General features: G+C 42.9%; 20 protein-coding genes and 1 pseudogene. All 21 read right to left on the bottom strand.

Annotated elements, in window-relative coordinates:
* Positions 1 to 2 precede the first annotated feature (2 nt).
* Positions 3 to 773, bottom strand: a complete 771-nt coding sequence (locus ACZ5AE_RS10580) for an ATP-binding protein (RefSeq protein WP_464572035.1) — start codon at positions 771 to 773, stop codon at positions 3 to 5.
* A complete protein-coding gene (locus ACZ5AE_RS10575; RefSeq protein WP_464572033.1) occupies positions 773 to 1,663 on the bottom strand; it encodes a helix-turn-helix domain-containing protein in 891 nt (296 codons plus the stop codon). Before ACZ5AE_RS10575 ends, ACZ5AE_RS10580 begins: the two co-directional genes overlap by 1 nt.
* 135 nt (positions 1,664 to 1,798) lie before the next feature.
* Positions 1,799 to 2,029, bottom strand: a complete 231-nt coding sequence (locus ACZ5AE_RS10570; protein ID WP_464572031.1) for a holin — start codon at positions 2,027 to 2,029, stop codon at positions 1,799 to 1,801.
* Between the two features lie 64 nt (positions 2,030 to 2,093).
* Positions 2,094 to 2,315 carry a BhlA/UviB family holin-like peptide gene (locus tag ACZ5AE_RS10565; RefSeq protein ID WP_464573593.1) on the bottom strand — a complete coding sequence of 74 codons (222 nt, stop codon included), beginning with the start codon at positions 2,313 to 2,315 and terminating at the stop codon, positions 2,094 to 2,096.
* Between the two features lie 114 nt (positions 2,316 to 2,429).
* Positions 2,430 to 3,617: an N-acetylmuramoyl-L-alanine amidase gene (locus ACZ5AE_RS10560; RefSeq protein WP_464572029.1), complete on the bottom strand. Its 1,188-nt coding sequence runs from the start codon at positions 3,615 to 3,617 to the stop codon at positions 2,430 to 2,432.
* 53 nt (positions 3,618 to 3,670) lie between these two features.
* Positions 3,671 to 3,967, bottom strand: coding sequence for an AbrB/MazE/SpoVT family DNA-binding domain-containing protein (locus ACZ5AE_RS10555; RefSeq protein ID WP_464572027.1), 297 nt, complete (start codon positions 3,965 to 3,967; stop codon positions 3,671 to 3,673).
* 18 nt (positions 3,968 to 3,985) lie between these two features.
* Complete coding sequence (locus ACZ5AE_RS10550; protein WP_464572025.1) at positions 3,986 to 6,520, bottom strand: hypothetical protein; 2,535 nt, start codon at positions 6,518 to 6,520, stop codon at positions 3,986 to 3,988.
* Positions 6,521 to 6,539: 19 nt separating this feature from the next.
* Positions 6,540 to 10,493, bottom strand: coding sequence for a phage tail spike protein (locus ACZ5AE_RS10545; protein WP_464572023.1), 3,954 nt, complete (start codon positions 10,491 to 10,493; stop codon positions 6,540 to 6,542).
* A gap of 19 nt (positions 10,494 to 10,512) precedes the next feature.
* Positions 10,513 to 11,232 carry a distal tail protein Dit gene (locus tag ACZ5AE_RS10540; protein ID WP_464572021.1) on the bottom strand — a complete coding sequence of 240 codons (720 nt, stop codon included), beginning with the start codon at positions 11,230 to 11,232 and terminating at the stop codon, positions 10,513 to 10,515.
* A gap of 3 nt (positions 11,233 to 11,235) precedes the next feature.
* Entirely contained in the window at positions 11,236 to 13,782 is a 2,547-nt protein-coding gene (locus tag ACZ5AE_RS10535; protein ID WP_464572019.1) for a phage tail tape measure protein, read from the bottom strand.
* 53 nt (positions 13,783 to 13,835) lie between these two features.
* A complete protein-coding gene (locus tag ACZ5AE_RS10530; protein WP_464572017.1) occupies positions 13,836 to 14,108 on the bottom strand; it encodes a hypothetical protein in 273 nt (90 codons plus the stop codon).
* A pseudogene (locus tag ACZ5AE_RS10525) lies at positions 14,109 to 14,201 on the bottom strand (phage tail assembly chaperone); the annotation flags it as partial.
* Between the two features lie 5 nt (positions 14,202 to 14,206).
* Positions 14,207 to 14,497, bottom strand: coding sequence for a hypothetical protein (locus tag ACZ5AE_RS10520; protein ID WP_464572015.1), 291 nt, complete (start codon positions 14,495 to 14,497; stop codon positions 14,207 to 14,209).
* Positions 14,498 to 14,585: 88 nt separating this feature from the next.
* Positions 14,586 to 14,996 carry a phage tail tube protein gene (locus tag ACZ5AE_RS10515; RefSeq protein ID WP_464572013.1) on the bottom strand — a complete coding sequence of 137 codons (411 nt, stop codon included), beginning with the start codon at positions 14,994 to 14,996 and terminating at the stop codon, positions 14,586 to 14,588.
* A 34-nt stretch (positions 14,997 to 15,030) separates the two neighbouring features.
* A complete protein-coding gene (locus ACZ5AE_RS10510) occupies positions 15,031 to 15,393 on the bottom strand; it encodes a minor capsid protein (RefSeq protein ID WP_464572011.1) in 363 nt (120 codons plus the stop codon).
* A gap of 7 nt (positions 15,394 to 15,400) precedes the next feature.
* Positions 15,401 to 15,832 carry a hypothetical protein gene (locus tag ACZ5AE_RS10505; RefSeq protein ID WP_464572009.1) on the bottom strand — a complete coding sequence of 144 codons (432 nt, stop codon included), beginning with the start codon at positions 15,830 to 15,832 and terminating at the stop codon, positions 15,401 to 15,403.
* A 1-nt stretch (position 15,833) separates the two neighbouring features.
* Positions 15,834 to 16,142: a hypothetical protein gene (locus ACZ5AE_RS10500; protein WP_464572007.1), complete on the bottom strand. Its 309-nt coding sequence runs from the start codon at positions 16,140 to 16,142 to the stop codon at positions 15,834 to 15,836.
* On the bottom strand, positions 16,139 to 16,510 hold the full coding sequence (locus ACZ5AE_RS10495; protein ID WP_464572005.1) for a hypothetical protein: 372 nt from the start codon (positions 16,508 to 16,510) through the stop codon (positions 16,139 to 16,141). Before ACZ5AE_RS10495 ends, ACZ5AE_RS10500 begins: the two co-directional genes overlap by 4 nt.
* Before the next feature lie 13 nt (positions 16,511 to 16,523).
* Positions 16,524 to 16,706: a hypothetical protein gene (locus ACZ5AE_RS10490; RefSeq protein ID WP_464572003.1), complete on the bottom strand. Its 183-nt coding sequence runs from the start codon at positions 16,704 to 16,706 to the stop codon at positions 16,524 to 16,526.
* Positions 16,707 to 16,708: 2 nt separating this feature from the next.
* Positions 16,709 to 16,990 carry a hypothetical protein gene (locus ACZ5AE_RS10485; protein WP_464572001.1) on the bottom strand — a complete coding sequence of 94 codons (282 nt, stop codon included), beginning with the start codon at positions 16,988 to 16,990 and terminating at the stop codon, positions 16,709 to 16,711.
* Between the two features lie 87 nt (positions 16,991 to 17,077).
* The gene (locus tag ACZ5AE_RS10480) at positions 17,078 to 17,989 is read right to left on the bottom strand and encodes a major capsid protein (protein WP_464571999.1); all 912 of its coding nucleotides are present in this window, start codon (positions 17,987 to 17,989) and stop codon (positions 17,078 to 17,080) included.
* Positions 17,990 to 18,020 lie beyond the last annotated feature (31 nt).

Here is an 18,020-nt window from a genome sequence, read left to right as displayed (position 1 = left end):
GGTCAATTCCTCCTCCTATGGTCTGGACCTTCAAAACCGATCAGCTCACACGAACCTTCAATCCTTGACCGAATTTGTTCGGAGAGTAATTTCCCAACGGTTTCAATTGGTTCGTTGGAGGTCAAAATTGTGGCTCGTTCATCCGTGACTCTTTCGTCGATTATTTCATATAATTCATTGGCAAAAGCCTCGGTTGAACCACGGAGAGCAATGTCGTCAATAACCAAGAGGTCGGTCTTTACCATGAGCTTTTTCAACTCGTAAAATTTGAAACTGGCCTCCTCTTGTTGCTCCTTGGTTCCACGGAATTGAGCGTTGTATTGGTTTTGAAGTTTACTAGCTTTGACGAATAGAGCTGGAAGTTCTTCAATGAGTCTCTCACCTTTAATGTGTTGAACCAACCTTTGTTGTAGGTAAGTGTTCAGGATAGTGAGAGCCGAGGTCGTTTTTCCAGTTCCAGTTCCTTTTGGGTTCTCATTACACGGAATGGAATACAAATAGAGTCCGACTCCTTCGTCAATAAAGTCCTCAATGTTTTCACATATTCCAACAATAGCCTCGTAAACTTCTGGGTTGTCTTCCTTTATTGGGAGGTTTTCCTTCGTACAAGTTTTATATTTTTTAGGAATACCAGCCAAACCAACAATCCCAGTTTCCCCACTCTCTCCGTGAGCTTTACGGAATGGGAAACATAGGTCATGGCAATGTGTCGGCTTTCCTGCGAACTTACAAACTGGAGCCATGAGACAACGGTTCACATTTGTTTCACTCATTATCGTTGTCCTCCTTTTTTCTTTATTCGAGACATGATTGAGTCGAGAGCAACCTTTTGTCTTTCACTAGCCACAACGACTTGTTCTTTCATTTGTGACGACTCTTTTTTCATTTTTTCAAGTTCCTTCTTAGCTCGTTCAATAACCCAGGCTCTTGTAATGACTCCGACCTCCAACGGGTATTGAGCCGTATTTGACCAAGACTCGTAATTCTCGGCAACAATTTCGAGCAGCCGTTTTATATCGTTGTTGATCAGTCCGTTAAAGTGACCTTCAACCTTTTTCATCATTGACATTACTTTTGGATAATGAATTTTTTGTTTTTCACCAAGTTTGTCTTCAAGTAAACTCTTGAAATATGAAACAATTTCTTTGTTGGTCATTCTTTCATTCTTCATTCCTTCGTCCTCCTCACTATTATTCTTTTTATATATTTCTTTAGAGATATTATTTTCTTTAGTGGGTGTCAGTTTGACACCATTGATTTCATTCTTTGGTGTCAAGTTGACACTATTAATTTCATTTAATGGTTCCAAATTGACACCATTGATTTCTCCATACACGGAGAACACTGGGTTCGGATTGAGTTTGTAAACGTTTTTAGGTTTGCCTCTCCAACTTCCTTCAATGACTTCCACGAGAGGTTTTCCTTCATAAGTAAATTCCTTGAGCTTGTTCATTTCACGGAGAACCGTACTTCGTGACATACCAGTGTATTGGGCAATTTGGTCAATGGAAAGGTCACAATAACCACCTTGACCTTGAAAATTGGCAATACAACAAACAATGGAGAATAGTTTCGTTCCTAGTTTTTGAACGACGGTCTCGGTCTCACCTTCTCCAAGGTAGAAATATCCTTCAAACTTGATTTTGAAGAATTTCATGGTCATGTTTTCAACCTCCTTTCCGTCACCAAATAACAACGAGGTCTATTTGTGACCGTGACGAGACAAAAAAAAATAGCTCTCACGGTTGACCAGACCATGAGAGCAAAAAGGAGGCGAAACTATGACCATGAAAGAATTTTACTTTTTGGTGAACAACTTTGACTGATCATAAAGACCACTCGAAGATAGTCCAGCCATTATTCCAAAAATGACCTTTTCTTGAATTGTTGGAGCATCCACGGTTGTGAGACCAGCGATAACACCAAGAATGAGGTTCATTAATGGAACATACTTAGTTGGAAGACCTAATTGTTTTCCAACTTGGCTCAAACCAACTAGAACTGCAATAATGACTCCTACTTCAACCATTCGGAGTTCCTCCTTTCTTGTTTGTTCCTATCTATATCAACGAGAGAAGGAACAACTTGTGACATTACTTGTTTTTGAAAACGTCTTTCATGTCTTGACGAATTTCGTCCACGTCTTCGGCAAGTCTTTCATATTGCCGAGCAAGGACTTCAAATTGTTTTGAAATTTCGTCAATGAAGGTCATTAGCTTTTCCTCACGTTTCCGAGAGTCCACAATGGTGTATAAAAGTAAAATAACGAAAAGGACGGCAAACAAACCTTCCTTTGAGGCCAGTTCTAATAACACTTGTTCCAAACCAGGCTCCTCCTTTCCCGCTAAATGAAAAAGACCTCCAACGGTCATTTCGACTCGTCAAAGGTCTTTGATTAATGTTACTAATACCAACGAATTTTCAAGGAATTAGTGACCTCTCATTTTGACTAAAAGTTGAGTATTTTGAGCAGCCGTTCCTTTGTAGTTGGCAATTCCGTATTGACCAGCTAGTCTTTTTCTATTGGCAAAACTTGAGTCCACTCCAATTGACTTCAAATAGTCAACTAGACTATTAGTCTTTTGGTCTCCTTTTGGAGCAGGAGGAGCCACTGGTTGTGGAGCTGGAGTCGAACCTTTCCTCATTAGTTCAAGAAGTTTCAAGTTTTGATCAGCCGTTCCTCGATAACCAGCAATTCCATATTGAGCAGCGAGTTTTTCACGGTTAGCAAAACTTGAGTCCACTCCGATTGAGTTCAAATAAGTGACAATTGAATTTGTATTCATATCACCTTTTGGTTGTGGAGCTGGAGCCGTCTTTTGAGGAACCACAATGTAAGAACCAATTTGTAAGGCTCTTGGGTTGACTCCTGGGTTTGCTTGTTGAATGTCTTGGACGGAAATTCCAAAGTCACGAGCAATTGAATAGAATGTGTCCCCAGCCTTGATTTTGTAGTTTCCATTATTGTGTTGAACTGGAGTCTCATGTGTAATTTCAATTTTTGTTTCATTGTAAGCAACTCCGAAATAGTCACAAACGGTCTTGACGATTGCCTCGGCGACTTGTTCTCTATATTTTTCTTTGTGTTCTCCAAACATATATTTGAAGTCACCAGCAATGTTTGAGAAGAAACCTGCCTCGATTAAACAAGCTGGAGCGTTGGTCTCACGGACAATATGGAAGTTAGTCCAAGAACCTCTTTCAGAGACCCAAATTCCACTTCCCCAAAGTCCAACTCCGTCAACCATTCCTTTCCAGTTCTCAACGAACTTTTGAGCAAAACAAAGACCGTCGTTGGAGCCTTTCCAATAAAAAATACCCATTCCGTGAGCCGTTGCATTTCCAGAATAGTTGCCGTGAATGGAAACAACAAAGTCAACTTTTTCACGGTTGTAGAGGTTTGTTCTTGTTTGGAGAGGAACGTCGTTTTTGTAAGCTGGTTGACCAAGGATTGTTCGGAACCCAAGCTCTTTCAATCGTTTTTCAACGATTAGACCGACGGCAGCGTTGAAATGGTGTTCTTCGTAGTCAACACCGTTGACCTTAATTCCTTTGGCATGATGAACCGTCCATGTGTCTTCACCGTGACCAATGTCAATTGCGATATATTTACTCATTTAACATTTCCCCTTTTCGTAATTTAGTAATTTAAAGGAACAAGGAAAATTCCTTATTCCTTTGACTTCTTTGAAATTTCAGCAAGACAAGTTGGACAAATGTCCAATTCTCCAATCTTGCGTGTCTTACCATTGTTCATTCCACAAACGTCACACTCCTCGTCCTCGTCAGCAGTACGAATGAATACTCCATAAGCGTCCGAGAATACTTCAACCTTTCCTCCAGGCTTAATTCCAGCGAACTCTAATTTATCAAGCGGAAGAACAACGGTTCCGTCTTCTCCCACTGGAATAATAATTCCAAGTGTTTGTTTTTTATTTGGGTTTTTCATTTTAGCAGTCTTTGTCATATTATTTTCCTCCTCTTATTACCAGCGTTTAGTCCAACCGTTTTGGTATGAATAGAAACCAGTACCAGCGTAACCATTTCCGTACCAAATAGCACCGTTGACTCCATAAGCACCAGTTGAAGAACCAGAACCAAGGATTATATTAGGACAGAACACTTGACCGTGGTAAACGACAAGGTCTGCACCTTGAACTCCCAATGTCCAGTCATTACCCATTCGACCAATTCTCATGTCATAGTCAACCGAACTACTAGACTTAAAATCAATGTAAGCCCATTCTGAAGTCAACTCAATTGATTGAGCGTCTAGACCCCAGTCCGTACTAATTTGGTCATTGACATGAAGTCTTGACGTGATACGAACTCGGTCTTGCCAGTCGTTTTGAGCGTCAATGACAAGTTCCATAGACTCTGGGTCGGAACCATTTGTGTATTTTTGAACGTAAAGTCCTACCCAGTCTCCAGAGCCTCCATATGGGTCGGTTGGGAAAGAAATTCCACCAAGTCCAACATTGAGTTTTCCGTTGATTGTAAGGTCTCCAGAAGACCAGAACCAAGCCGAGTCTTTACCGTCCACTTTGACAACAAGACCGTAGTCACTATTGGCATTAGCGTTCCAAAAGATTTCGGACTTGTTTGTTCGATCAGCGTCGAACTTTATTCCTTTTGTTGCTCCGTCAAATATAAGGTTTCCAGTAATTGTTGTGTCACCATTTACCGTAATACCAGCACCGAATGAGCCAGCTCCAGAAACACTCAATTGACCTTCAAGCTCAAAAGAGCCGTTCAACTCTGGAAACTTATTTACTCCAACACTTTTCTTCACCGTGTCAATGAAAAGGATTGGCTGCCCAGTCCCAACACTTGCTGGGTCGGTGTTAGAGACGAGTTTGTCGTCAACTTGCACCTCGAAGTCCCAAGCCTTTGTGTTTTCAAGTTGGAGAATTACGTCCAAAGCCATGAACGTTCCTCCATTCGTTGAGAAGGTGAGAGCCGTCCAACCTCCAAAGTCAGTTGCCGTCTTTTCCTTATAACGATATTGGAGAGTAACAATAGCGTTTTTGGTTACTCCTCCAACGGATAAAATGGAGAAGGTTCCACTCACTTTGAGAGTTGTGTGGTTCTCGAATTTGTTCAAACGTTCAAGACTGATCGAGAGAGTTGGGTCGGTGTATGGAAGAACATTCACGTCCAATGTCAACGGAGTTTGGTTTCCTCGTGAGTCGATTGCCGTAATGGTCAAAGTTTGGTTTGTTCCAGCCGTAATTGTTCCAATGTTCACGTTCCCAGTTGCCGTCGTGATTTCTCCTTGTTTACCGTTGATTGTCACGACATATTTTACAAGAGTAGCAGACTTTTGAGCCGTGGCTGCCGTGTTGACGTATGCGGTCAATGAAGATTTGTTTTGGATAATAAATTGGTTGTTTCCAGTAATTCCAACGGTTGTTTGGTCAACGTCGGCATAAGAAATAGACCCAGCCGTGAAAATTGGGTTTGCGTTGGTCACATAAGCCGTGAAGTTGAAATTTGGGTCATATGTCGGAGCTGGGAGTCCGTCGTTTATGTCAACTCCGTTGTATTTACTTGTGACCGTGACTTGACCAGAAACCGAGTTTGAGTTTGGAGTCAAGGAATACATTTGGTCAATTTCGGCTTGAGTAAACGTCAATGTTGGGTTTGGAGTTGAAGGACTAAATGTGAATGTCTTTATTGTCGTTCCAGCAATTTTGAAAATACCAGTGTATTGGAAACCTTCGTAGTCTTGCATACCACTAATTGTGGCTGGAATACTAGCTCCAATGTTGAAGTTGGAGAACGAAATTTTGGCAATTCCTGCTCCATATACGGTTCCGACCTTTTCAGAGCGACCAATTTCACTTCCTCCGTTGTAAGTAATACAGAGGACTTTGGCTGGTCGGTTTTCGTATTGACCAATATTAGTGTAAATGTTTGTGTTTTCTTGAAGTGAGAAGTCAAAAGTCACCGAGGTTCCAACATTGTCTCTTTGAGCGACCCATTGCCATGAGTTGTCCGAAGGTCTTTGAACATACAAAGCGACGGTATGGGTGAAAGAACTTGAGGCTCGTGAAATTGAAACGGCAAGGTCTTGTGTCCCAGCCGTCCAACTCACGTCCGAACTAACACTTGAGGCTCTCGGAATTGTGTCCAAGTAAATAATGTCTGAACTACAAGAAACACGTCCGTAGTAAGTTCCTCCGAGAGTAACCTCAATGTCGTACCAAGCCGACATATAAAGCGACTTGGTTCCGTCAGCGTTGTGGTAAACCGTTCGAGTATAAGTGTTTAATAGTTTCTTTTGATTTCCCGAAAGGCCAGCTCCAGCCGTTGTGAAGGTGTTTGAAACTCCGTCGATAGTTTGAGAACCGTCCTTTGTTGCCGAGGAACTGATTGTGTAAGAGGAACCCAAAGAAATTAAATATAAGTTTGCCGTGATTGTTGTATAGTTTCCAGAGATTGACTGGCTACCAGACCAATCAACTTGAAGTCGGTAACCAGTCCTAAACGTATTACCAAATGAACCACTAAGAGCCATTTATTCTTCCTCCTTTTCATTATTCTTCGGAAATAAATGCCCAGCCAGTGTAGTTCGTTGACTTGACTGGAACAATTTTGACTGGAGCCATTGTGACCTCCTTGTCAATGTCAATTTTTGAAACCTCGGTCACGTCCTTGTTCAAGGTAAAAACTTTGGTCATGACTGGATTGTTGTTCTCGTCTGGAACTTCGGCATAACCTGAAAATTCTTCTGGAGTAATTGCCGTATAACCTTTATAAGCCGAGGAGTTTACTCGAATACCATTTAAGTCCATGAGAACATTCGTGTTGTAAATTTCCCCAGCCGAGTGTTGCCATTGGAGAGCAACATTTCCGACGTTGACCATTGTTCCAGTGAAAATAATTCCAGAGTCCGTTGTTCCGTATATTTCAATTGTGATTGTGTTTCCGACTGGCTCAATGATGATTTCCTCTTTCTTGTAGTCATAAGCCGTTCCACTCACAAAGTCACGTTGTTCCACCGTTCCGTTGTCGTAGGTCACTTTAATGTAACCACTCCCAGCCGTTCCTTTTTTGACGAGAGTTGAAATAGTGTGATATTGAGGAGCGTTGACAATCGTTTGAACGAGTTTGGCTCCTTTCAACTCGAAACCACTTCCCACTCCTTTTTCACTAAGCTCGGCATTTTGGAGAGTTTCAACCGTACCAATTGGGAGTTGAGTTTGTTGGTCAATATCAAGAGTGACTTCCCAAAAGTCCGTCCCAGCGAAACCAACGGAGTTTTTCAATAAGTTTACTCCACCAGAACTTGTGAACTTAATGTCAATTTCGTCGGCTTTCTGATCAACTGCCGAGATTTTTTCAAATACGGTCTTTCCGTCGTTGTCTGGGTTCACACCAATGAGGTCATTTACGGCTTTGACCTTTCCGTCGGTGTACTTGTTAGCGTCGGAAATGCCTTGAGACAAAGCATTGTTTGTTGCATAACCACCGAGAGCCGAAGCGTCTGCTTTTGAGTCGAGGTCGTTTTGGTAAGATTGAGAGTTTCTCACCGTTGCAATAATTGAGGACTCCGTCGTTCTCAAGTCGACCTCATTGACCGTTTCTTGTAGAGATTGAATTTCGGTCACGTCTTCAAACTTCACGAAGTCAACCTCAACCGTTCCGTCTCCTCCAGAATAGTTGACAATGAACATTGGTCTCACAAATGTTGTTCCAGCTCGGAATGTGTCGTGAGTGTCACCAACTCCAGTGATCAGACCTTCAAACGTTTGCCAACCCATTGAAAAGTCAATTGGTGTCCCAGCCACGGCACAATAACGGTGAGTTCCAGCTCCACCAGTTATGTTTTGGAAGTTAGAGTCAAGAGTGGCAACTCCTGCATAGACATTTGAACCACCAATCGTTTTGTCAACCGTTTGACGAACACGGAAAGTGACTTTATAAACTCGGTTCACGTTGACTGGAATTGCATTTTTGGAATAAAGCCAAGCGTTTCCTTGGAGTGTCCAAACATTTCCACCTTCAAGAGCCTCCGTCGAAGGAGTGATTGTTCCTTTTGTCGTCGAAGTGACCTCTTGACCGCTATATGAGTCGGACCAGAATGACTTCCCATTTACAAAGCCGTGGTCGTAAACTTGAACCACCGAAGGTTTTGCGTAGTTTTTAGCGTTAGTCTCAGCCGTAGCCGAAACCGTGTCAGCGTAACTTTTAGCGTTGGACTCTGCTTGAATTGCTCTCGTGTCGTCCGTATATTTAGAGGCTTTCTCCCAATCACTTGCAACATAAGAGCCACTTGCACGAGCAACCTTACACTTGTAAATGTCTCCACTTGCTCCTTGTGTCCAAAGGTCTCCAACGTCATATGGTGGAATTGGTTGAGTAACAAACACTCGACGTTTGGAGTCAGCCGTGTCTTGAGCTTGAGCTGCGTCTGCTAGAGCTTTTTGAATGTCCGTGTCTTTTATTTGAACCCATGAATAAGCTCCAGTTGAGGAGTCCTTTGCGAACCTCCAACCATAACCAGTTTGTGTGTTATAGAATAAGTCTCCAATGTGGTTGTCTTTGTCCGTGTTGGTTGCCCATGTATTGGCTGGAGCATTTGTCAACGTTGGGTCATAATCGTAGAACCAAGTTGTAATGTTTCCGTCAATTTGATTTTGGATATTCTCCAAGTCTTGACCGTAAGTCGTAACGTCCACATAATTCACGAGTTGCTGGTCCGTGTAGTCTTTTGCGTTTTGTTCGGCAGCGTTTGCCTTTGCTTGAGAACCACTCGGAGTTTCTTTCGTGCTTGGGTCATAACCGTTCTCATATGTGGTCGTTGAACCAATTTGGACATATTGAGCTTTTAGCTTTCCAGCGTTTATGTTGTTAGCGTCAATGTTGACAATGGTTGCTTTGGTTCCGTCCAAGGTTCCGAAAGTGATTTTGTCAGCCGAGAGGTTTCCGACCTTCTCGTTTGTGACCGACAAGTCCTCGAAGTCTGGAGTTGCAACCTGGGTTGTCGTTGCCGAAAATTCTTGAGTGTATGCCGAGGAAACTCCATGTGGGTTGACGGCTCTCACTCGGAAATACCAAGTTTCGTTCGTGTCAGCGTCAATCACATGACCTCCACTCTTTCCTTTGAACAATAAGTTCGTTGGGTCTGGAGTGAAACCTTGAACCTTTGAACCATAAAGCTCATAAGAGGAAACTCGAATGGACGGGTCAAAAGTCCAGCTCACATTAATTGACTTGAACAAACCTTTTGCCGAGACAAAAGCTGGAACCGAAGGAGCAACGTCCACAATGTCCGTGTCGTCAATTGGGTTCTCAACCGAGTCCCATACTCCTTTTCGATCAGTAATTGTTGCCTCGATTTGTTCAATCTTTGAATTATAGTTTGTAATGTCGTCAATGAAGTTACCAAGGACAATTTCCGTTGCCTCTGGGTCTTCTGGGTCTCGTTTAATGTCAAGAACACGAGCCTCAATTTCAAGACCAAGTTCTCGGTCAATTACATAAACGGTGTCTCCTTTACGGACTTTCTCATGCTCGTAGCCAGCGAAATGCTCCAAGGAAATGACACTCATTTCATAGGTCACGACTGGAGTTGAAACTCGTTGTAATTCTTGCCAAGTCTTCTCAATAAGTTCATTTGGGTCGGTTGTATCAACCTCAAAAACTCCGAATCTATGGCGAGTTCCATTGGCTCGACCAAACTTGGAAAGAGCCGTTGGGTCTCCAATCCACTCTTGACCTGCTGGCTTGTCGACTGGGTCTCCGTAAGTTGTCGACCAAACAACGTCTCGGAAAGTAACCTTTCGAGTATAGCCATTGTCCTCCGTTTGTTCACCTTTTCCTCGACCATAAAAAGCCGTTTTTAGACCGTCCATTTGAACCGTTCTTTTGACCTCGACCATGTCCTTGGTGAACTCGAAACGTTTTCCAGTGTCGGAACCAAGTCGAGTCCTCAAGTCAACAAGACGTTGAGAAATTTGGTTTCCGTTCAAAACAAAACGGAAGTGAAGTTCACCTCCGTAAGTATTAGCCACCTCTTGAATGTTTTTTAGTCCACTAGAATAATAAAAATTGATTGTTCCAAGACCCAAGTCGTCAACGGTTCCAACTTGCCAACGAGACGAGGAAAGAGCCTTTGTCATTGCCGTGGCTGCCGTTCCGTCAATAACTCTTTGGTCTTCAACAATGTCGTCGTTTAATTCATAAAATAAGTGTTCGGAATAAACTCTCTTTTCAAGTGAGTCTCCGTTGTGAATTTCCTCAGTCTTGTAAATTTGGAAAACTTGGAGGTCACCGTCAAGGTCATAAATACCAACCAAATTTCCTTCAATGAGGAGCTTGGAGTCCTCGTGATCAGCTGGGACGGAAAACTCGAAGGTGAAGTCTTTATTTAGTTGTTCGTGAATTTCTCCGTCGAAAAAAGGACATTGGTCGTTGTCCTTGTTGGAGAGCATAGCGACCAATGTCTCGGTCTTGCCGTCAAACACCAAAATATTATTCTTCTTCATTGTCCAACCTCCTCATTTATTATTTGAACCTCTCCGTGTAGTCCACTTTAACCGTGGCTCCAGCCGAAATTATGAGAGAATTTACTCCTTTCACTAATGGGAAAAAGTCCGAGTCAAGACTGATCGTTTGTTGATTAAGAGTCCCATTGATTGTGACTTTCCCAGTTTGGTTGTCTATTACGAGAGTCGTGGACGTTCCAAGACTTGCCGTAATATGAACCTTTTCCGTTCCGTTTGAAATTTCAAAGAATGATTGAGGAGCCGAAAAAGTAACCGTGAACTTTGGATAAGTTGGAGCCGTTCCGTTGTAGGTCAGCGTTCTTGTTCCAGCGGTGAGGCCAGTCACCGTTCGAGCTGGACCAATAGAAAAAGGTTGAGGACATAAGAACGTCAACGTTCCAGTTCCCAACCTTAAAATTTCGTCCAAGTCCGTGTCTCCGTCGAGAATAGCGTAGTCTGTCAAAGTCGGCTCGTCGTCAAAGACGAGAGCCTCTGGTTTGTCGGAGTCGAGCCAATTGGCAAAGTCACGAACGTCAACACGAAAGTCGTTTTGATTAGCTCCAATAATTCCAACCTGGACTTCAATTTTCCTTACTCCATGAGTTTTGGAAATGAAGTAGGCTCCATTCTGTCCTTCAATCTCTAACACTTTGAGTTTTGAAGGAGGAAGAATTGACCTAGTAACCTTCAAAACTTTTAAATAAGAAGGAGCCGAGACTCCTTTGAACGTCATAGTCATTTATTATCGTCCTCCTTTATTCGTCCGTTTTTGACGGTCTAGTTGTCGACGAGAAACGTATTTTTCAACTTTCCGTCCAACAACTTCTCCGTCAAGCTTAATTGTCGTGTGAACAATGTTTTCAACAACGACTGGCTCCTTGTCGTATTGGTTCAAGGTGTCCATGTGTTGAGCAATAGCGGAGGCGAACGGTTTCATATAACGTTTGTGTTGAATTGGGAGAACAGCCTCGGCTCCTTTTTCACCAACTCCCTGACCTCCACCAAGGAGAGTTGCTCCGTCGAAAATTCCACCTTTAGCGTTCCAGCTAATGTCAAAGTCTGGATAAGGAATACCCATGACACCTTTCTTCATTGACACGGAAATTTTCGGAATACGAGGTTTTGGGATTTCAATTTTCATATTGCGGAAAGCTCCAACAATCTTGTCAATAATTCCGAGAACCGTGTTCTTTGCCGTTTCAATTGGGTTCGTAATGAAGTCTCTCACTCCGTTGAAGACCGACTGGACGGTTGACTTCAAGCCATTGAATACATTGACGGCTCCATCTTTCAAACCGTTGAAAACACTCAAGGCTTTAGTCTTTGCTCCTTCAACAGCCTCAACGATTGTTTGTTTCACGGCTTGGAAAATGTTTGCTCCGACACGTTGGAAATAGTTGATTTTCTCAATCACATTGTCAACCCACTTGGCGACACCGTTGAAAATGTCGTCCCAAGTATTCTTGAAGAAATTAATGATTGAGGTTCCCCAACCTTTAAAAAGTTCATATCCAGCCTTGACGAAGGAACCAATTCCTTTAATAATTCGACCAATGAACATGAGGTTCATTAAGTTCCAAATGAACTCAACGGCTCCTCCAAGAAGTTGTTTTATTCCTTCCCATAACTTTGACCAGTTGCCAGTGAACAACCCAGCAAAGACTTTGATCAGACCCATGATAATGTTCAAAGCTCCGTCAATGACTCCTTTGATATTTCCCCAGACCATTTTCACAATTCCGAGAATTAGAGGCATGACAAACTCAAACACGGCAACAATTCCGTTCCAGACATTTTGGCAGGCTTGAAGTATCATTGAGCCGTTTTCGTCCCAAAATTGTCTAATCTGATCAAGTTTCTCCTTCAAGAATGTGACCACAACTCCAATTGCCTCCATGACCTTCTCCTTGACGGCATTGAAAACCTCAATGACCCCATTTCGGAATGTCTCGGAGTGGTTCCATAGAGCAACAAAAGCAGCCACGAGGAGAGCAATGACTCCAATCACGGCAAGAACTGGAGCAGAAATTGCACCAAAGACCGTAATTAAAGCACCAACACCTTGAGCAATGAAACCTATTACAATTAATAGTGGGGCAATGGCTGCCACTAACAACCCAACAATGACAATTACTTTCTTGATAGCTGGGTCAAGTGAGTTGAACCAATTCACCAACTCGGTAATTTTGTCAGCCAACCTTTGAAGGTCTCCTTTCATAACGTCCGAGAAGGAAATTGCCAAGGACTCCAAGGCTCCAGTCAAGTTGTCCCAAGCTCCAGCCAAGTTGTTGGTCATGGTGTCAGCCATACGACCAGCCTCACCATTAGCGTTTTTCAATTGGTTTGTATATTCATTGATTTTTCCACTTCCAGCGTCCATGAGAACCATGAACCCAGAAACAGCCTCGGTTCCAAACAAGGTTGCCAAATAGTTGGCTTTTTGTTGGTCGGTCATGTTCTTGGTTGCATTTCTCAATACGTCGATAATTCCAGCTAGACTTTTCATTTTTCCGTTAGCGTCGAAGAATTGTGACCCAGTTTGAGCCATGAGTTCTTTCATTTCCTTGGTCGGACTTGCCAACTTCAAGAGACCAGCTCGGAGTGTCGTACCAGCTTGAGAACCTTCAATTCCAGCGTTTGCCATAATACCAATAGCAGCCGAGGTCTCCTCAAGAGAAATTCCAAGAGCCTTTGAAACTGGAGCGATATATTTGAAAGCCTCTCCAAGTCCAGTTGCATTGGTAGCAGAAATTGCGGCAGCTTTTGCCAATACGTCGGCAACGTGTCCTGCTTGGCTTGCCTCCAAGCCGAAACCGTTTAGAGCAGAACCAGCTATTGCACTTGCCTCGGCAAGACCAATCCCAGCACTAGCTGCTAAGTCAAGAACACCTTTTGTTGAGGCGAGAATTTGTTCGGTATTCATACCAGCGGAGGCAAGTTCCTCCATTGCACTTGCAACCTCACTTGACGAGAAGGAAGTTGAGGAACCAAGTTCAAGAGCCTTTGCTCTCAGCTTTTCAAATTCCCCAGCCGTTGCTCCAGAGATTGCTTGAACCTTAGACATTTGCTTGTCAAAACTTGCTCCAATAACAACGGCAGACGTAGCAAGAGCCATAATTGGTAATGAGACCGTTTGAGCCATTTTGGAGCCAGCCTCACCAACGGAGCGACCAACATTCATGAGTCCACGACCAGTGTCTTCCATAGTTCTTTGGACGTTTTGCATATTTCTCGTAAACTCGGAAATGTCGGCTCCGACTTGAACCATTAATTCTGCCAAACTAGCCAATCGTTTCTCCTCCTTTTCTTATTCGTAAATACAAAAATAAAAGGACGACCTCCTCATTGGAGACCGTCCGTTTCTAATTCTTTTCCGAACTTCTTCATGAGGTTTTTCAAGTAGTCCTCTTTTTGTTCTTTCGACTCGAACCTCTTGACAATATTTTGTTGTTCCTTTTGTTGCTCCTCATAGTTCAATGGTTTATATAGATCAGTCGGTTGAATACGTCTCTTGTAGTTTCCAGAACTATTCATAATGTGAGCAACTGCCCACGAAGTTCGTTGGTTCAACATATCGTCTTGACGTTTTTCCTCCTCAATGTAAGCCTCCAACATATCGGACAACTCATTGAGCGTCAAAGACCAAAATTCGTCTGGCTTGAGTTTTAATGCTCCGAACGACCAACGTTTGAGTTCGGTCCAGTCCAGAGCAATTACTCGTTTTTTGCCATTGCGAAAGCCTCGGCAACTTTCTCTTGAACTTCTTGAAAGTTCCCAAGGTCAACCATTTCACCAACTTCCTCAAGAGTAAGCTCCTTGTCCTCATGAATAAGTCCTGCCCAAAGAATCACACGGACGTTTTTGATTGTCATTTTGATTTTGTCCATTTCGGATAATGGAACACCAAGTTGGTCTTCAATCTCAGCCAAAGCGTTCATTGTATAGCGAAGATTTCTCTTTTTATCAAGTTCAATTTCAACAAAACCTCTATGTTTGTTAGCCATTTAAAACACTCCTCATTCATAGTTTTTTAGTCTTCTAATGTGCTTATTTCGTAATTAAGTAAGAGGAGCCGTGAAGACTCCTCATTCATTAGACACTAGCGGTCTTTGTTAAAGCTCCAGTTCCTTGGAGAGTAATGGAGAAGGTCAAAGCGTCGTCTTGTGGAGCCTCAAGAGGAAACTCGGAAATTAAAGCCTTTCCTTTGTATGTGTTGCCACTTGGAACCACAATTTCAACTTCGATTTCGTCTCCATTTTCCCAAGCCGTTTCCATAGCGTCATAAGCAGCGTCGGAAACAACAACGTAACCTTCAGCCTCAATTGACCAAGACTTGACTCCAGCTAAGTTCTCTGCCCAACCACTCTCTTTGGAAGTAACCTCCATGATATTTGTCTCACGGTTTAGCGTTGCACCACTTTGTCCTCCGAGAACGGTACGGACTGGAGTCGTAGTTCCAACCATTGCATAAAGCAATACGTCAACACCTGCAACTTTTGCCATTAGGTAAACACTCCTTTTTGTAATTTAGTAATTATTAGCGGTCAACAATAACGTCTATATTGACCGAGTATATATGTCGAGAGCTTTCGTCCACTCCAGTATAAAGAGGAACGGCTTGTTGTCCTCGACTAACAACAATTCTCGTTGTTCCAATCACATAGTCCGTTTTATTGTTAAAGTGATTGTAGATTAATAGAGCCATTGTCTCGGCTTGTTCTGGGTCAATGTTCCGAACAAGGAATTGGAATTGTAAGGCCCCAACGTTTCGATCAGAACGACCACTTGACCCAAGCAATACAACACAACAATTGTCTGGAGTTTGTGAATGAAACATATTCACCACATATTTGTAAGGAACTTGAGTTTCAATGTAGTCCTTCAATTCCGAAACTCTCATTGGAAACCTAACCTCCTAAACTTGCTCGAATTTGTTGGGCGATATATTGGACGTAAGTGTCCGACTCACCTTCAAGAACTCGTGTCAAGAACTTCCGTCCGACGACATATGAAGTTCCAGACATTCCAGTTCCGCCAGCTTTGGCTTGAGAACCTGGTCCCAAGAAATAAGTCCACTCGTGCATTGCAATAGCGTAGTTGAACCCACCTTTAAACACGGCAAACTCAACCGTTGCAACGATTTTGTCCCCAGCCATTGAATAGGAAACCGTGTAAGAGTCCTCAAGGTCACCAGTCTTGTGAGGAGCAGACTCCGAGGAAGTTCGAGCGAGGTCTTGAGCAATTGTCCTCACGGATTGTTTGACCGTTGATTTTATGCCTCTTGTTACGTTGGGAACGAGGTTCCTTTCAATGCGAACGTCAAAGCGTAGTCGAGCCATATTAGACCACGACCTTTGTGAACAAAACTTTGGACGAGAGGTCTTTTAAAGGACTAACCGAAAGAGGTTTTGCTTGGTGTGTTCCGTATGAGTCCGACCATGTGAGCGTGTCTTCCGTTGTAATGAGAGCGACACCTTTGATCAGAATAACGGCTTTGGAAAGAGCAACAACTCCATTGGAAACTTTGACTTCTTCCGTTCGGTAATCAATTCGGCATTGATAGGAAGTTGTTGTCGTTCCAGTTTGTCTTCCCCAATCGTCAAGCGTTCCAGCTTTTTCAACCGTGACCGTGTCTTTAGTTGGTATCATAAGCGAAACCTCCCAAGACGAACTCCTCCAGCTCCTTCTTTTGCCATTATCATTTTGACTTCTGGACTAAGTGGGTAGCGAGGAGCGTCAACCGAAATGGAGAGGCCAGAAACCGAAACTTGTTTGACACCAAGAGCAGCCTTTTGAACCGTCTCGTCAACTAACATGAGGAAATATGCTTGTTCAAAGACGGCTTTGTCTGGAACTGGCTTTGTAGTTGGGTCAAATTGGGAGTAAAAACGGTAGAGCATATTTTCGGCATTTTTCAAAGCTCTATTTTTCTGATCGGTAGTTGCGTCCAACCAAAGCTGGTTGACAAGAACTTCGTTTTGAAAGTAAGTGTCAGCGTCCATGAGCGTGTAAGCCATTTAGTTGACCTCCTTACTTTTTAGATTTCTTTTCCTTTGGTTGAGGTTGTTCTTCAACTTCCTCAACAATGAATCCCCAGTCCTTGAAAATTTTCACTTTGTTTTCGTCTTGGCAAATATGTTCACCTTTGACAAATTTGCAATCAAAGAAAACAACGTCAACCTCTACTGGAGCAATGACTTTGAATTTACTCATTGTCACGTTCCTCCTTTAAAAATCGTTGAAAGTAGTCCAAGTAGTAGTCCACCGTCTCCTCCAGAGTCTGGATTATCGTCCTTCAATTCAACTAGGTGTCTAAGACGACCTTCGGTGAGACTCATTTCAACACCGTAAAGAGTGTTATAAAAATCTCTTTCCATGTCGTTGATTGTTCCGACGAAACCAATCGACTTCAAATATTGGACTTTAGCGTCATTGAGCGTCTTTGCCGTTGGGAATCGTGAGAACCAATACTCATTGACTTGGTCTTGAGAATACATTACACACTCTCCTCCCACATAAAGGCAAAAAGAAAAAGACCTCCAAGCTGGGAGGATAAAAACCTACCCAACCCAGAGGTCAATTAATTAGTTGGACTTTAAAACACCTTGTAAACGAGCAGCTGCTCTTGGGTGGAATACGGCAAGACCAGAATAGAACTCGATACGAGTACGGAACACTGGTTTAGCGTCGATTTCACCAAGGTCACGAACATTCACGGAACCGTTGCGAAGACCAGAAACGTATTGGTCAGCACCAAACTTCACGGCATAAATAGAGCCAGCGTTGGTTGCCGTTCCAACAGTTTCATTGAAACCTAAAATTTCAGCTCCAGCTCCGTCGGTTTCAATAACACGGATAGGAATACCACCGTAAGTTGCAACTGGACGACCAAAAGCGTCAGAGCCGTTCTCAATGTAGTGTTGAGAGGCTTGCAATAATTTCTTGACTTCACGTCTCATTGCTTTAGACATGAATAAAACGTCTGGTTCACCTTCAACAGCGTCAATTAATTCGTCTAACATAGTTAGAGTTAAAGTAGCTCCGTTAGTACCAGCAGTAATGACTTGGTTTCCTTGAAGACGTTTTTCAAGACCGTCAAAAGCGTTTGCGTTTGCGGTTGCGTCACCTTTGAAGAATGTCTTTGTCCATTCAAGAGCAAGAGTCTTTGACTTCATTTCAGTTTGGATTGCACGAAGGTCGTTGACATTGCCACGAGTTTGAGCCAAGAATTTGTCAACGTCCACGTCACCACCAAGAATTGTCAAGCCTTCACTTAACTGGTTGATAACACCAGCAGACTCAACATAACCTTCGTTTACTCCACGGAAGGAAATTCCAGGAAGTGTTTGCTCTTGATTGTACTTGTAAGAGTTACCAGCGATTTCCATGAACGGAAGTAATTCAAAAACGGCAGAGTTACGAGCGAAAGTTTCAATTACTCCACGACGAAGAACGTCGGTAGAATACTTTTCAGCCTCTAAAAGAGTTAAAGCCATTATTTATTCCTCTCCTTTGTGTTAGTTTTTA

Source organism: Neobacillus sp. S1227 (assembly GCF_055385255.1).
Note: the sequence above shows the minus strand (reverse complement) of the source record. Positions and strands in the feature narration are given on the sequence as shown.

Bases quoted from the DNA above. Each gene is read 5' to 3' on its own strand.
- ACZ5AE_RS10580 (WP_464572035.1), bottom strand. From the start codon at position 773: ATGAGTGAAACAAATGTGAACCGTTGTCTCATGGCTCCAGTTTGTAAG.
- ACZ5AE_RS10575 (WP_464572033.1), bottom strand. From the start codon at position 1,663: ATGACCATGAAATTCTTCAAAATCAAGTTTGAAGGATATTTCTACCTT.
- ACZ5AE_RS10570 (WP_464572031.1), bottom strand. From the start codon at position 2,029: ATGGTTGAAGTAGGAGTCATTATTGCAGTTCTAGTTGGTTTGAGCCAA.
- ACZ5AE_RS10560 (WP_464572029.1), bottom strand. From the start codon at position 3,617: ATGAGTAAATATATCGCAATTGACATTGGTCACGGTGAAGACACATGG.
- ACZ5AE_RS10555 (WP_464572027.1), bottom strand. From the start codon at position 3,967: ATGACAAAGACTGCTAAAATGAAAAACCCAAATAAAAAACAAACACTT.
- ACZ5AE_RS10550 (WP_464572025.1), bottom strand. From the start codon at position 6,520: ATGGCTCTTAGTGGTTCATTTGGTAATACGTTTAGGACTGGTTACCGA.
- ACZ5AE_RS10545 (WP_464572023.1), bottom strand. From the start codon at position 10,493: ATGAAGAAGAATAATATTTTGGTGTTTGACGGCAAGACCGAGACATTG.
- ACZ5AE_RS10540 (WP_464572021.1), bottom strand. From the start codon at position 11,232: ATGACTATGACGTTCAAAGGAGTCTCGGCTCCTTCTTATTTAAAAGTT.
- ACZ5AE_RS10530 (WP_464572017.1), bottom strand. From the start codon at position 14,108: ATGTTGGAGGCTTACATTGAGGAGGAAAAACGTCAAGACGATATGTTG.
- ACZ5AE_RS10520 (WP_464572015.1), bottom strand. From the start codon at position 14,497: ATGGCTAACAAACATAGAGGTTTTGTTGAAATTGAACTTGATAAAAAG.
- ACZ5AE_RS10515 (WP_464572013.1), bottom strand. From the start codon at position 14,996: ATGGCAAAAGTTGCAGGTGTTGACGTATTGCTTTATGCAATGGTTGGA.
- ACZ5AE_RS10510 (WP_464572011.1), bottom strand. From the start codon at position 15,393: ATGAGAGTTTCGGAATTGAAGGACTACATTGAAACTCAAGTTCCTTAC.
- ACZ5AE_RS10505 (WP_464572009.1), bottom strand. From the start codon at position 15,832: ATGGCTCGACTACGCTTTGACGTTCGCATTGAAAGGAACCTCGTTCCC.
- ACZ5AE_RS10500 (WP_464572007.1), bottom strand. From the start codon at position 16,142: ATGATACCAACTAAAGACACGGTCACGGTTGAAAAAGCTGGAACGCTT.
- ACZ5AE_RS10495 (WP_464572005.1), bottom strand. From the start codon at position 16,510: ATGGCTTACACGCTCATGGACGCTGACACTTACTTTCAAAACGAAGTT.
- ACZ5AE_RS10490 (WP_464572003.1), bottom strand. From the start codon at position 16,706: ATGAGTAAATTCAAAGTCATTGCTCCAGTAGAGGTTGACGTTGTTTTC.
- ACZ5AE_RS10485 (WP_464572001.1), bottom strand. From the start codon at position 16,990: ATGTATTCTCAAGACCAAGTCAATGAGTATTGGTTCTCACGATTCCCA.
- ACZ5AE_RS10480 (WP_464571999.1), bottom strand. From the start codon at position 17,989: ATGGCTTTAACTCTTTTAGAGGCTGAAAAGTATTCTACCGACGTTCTT.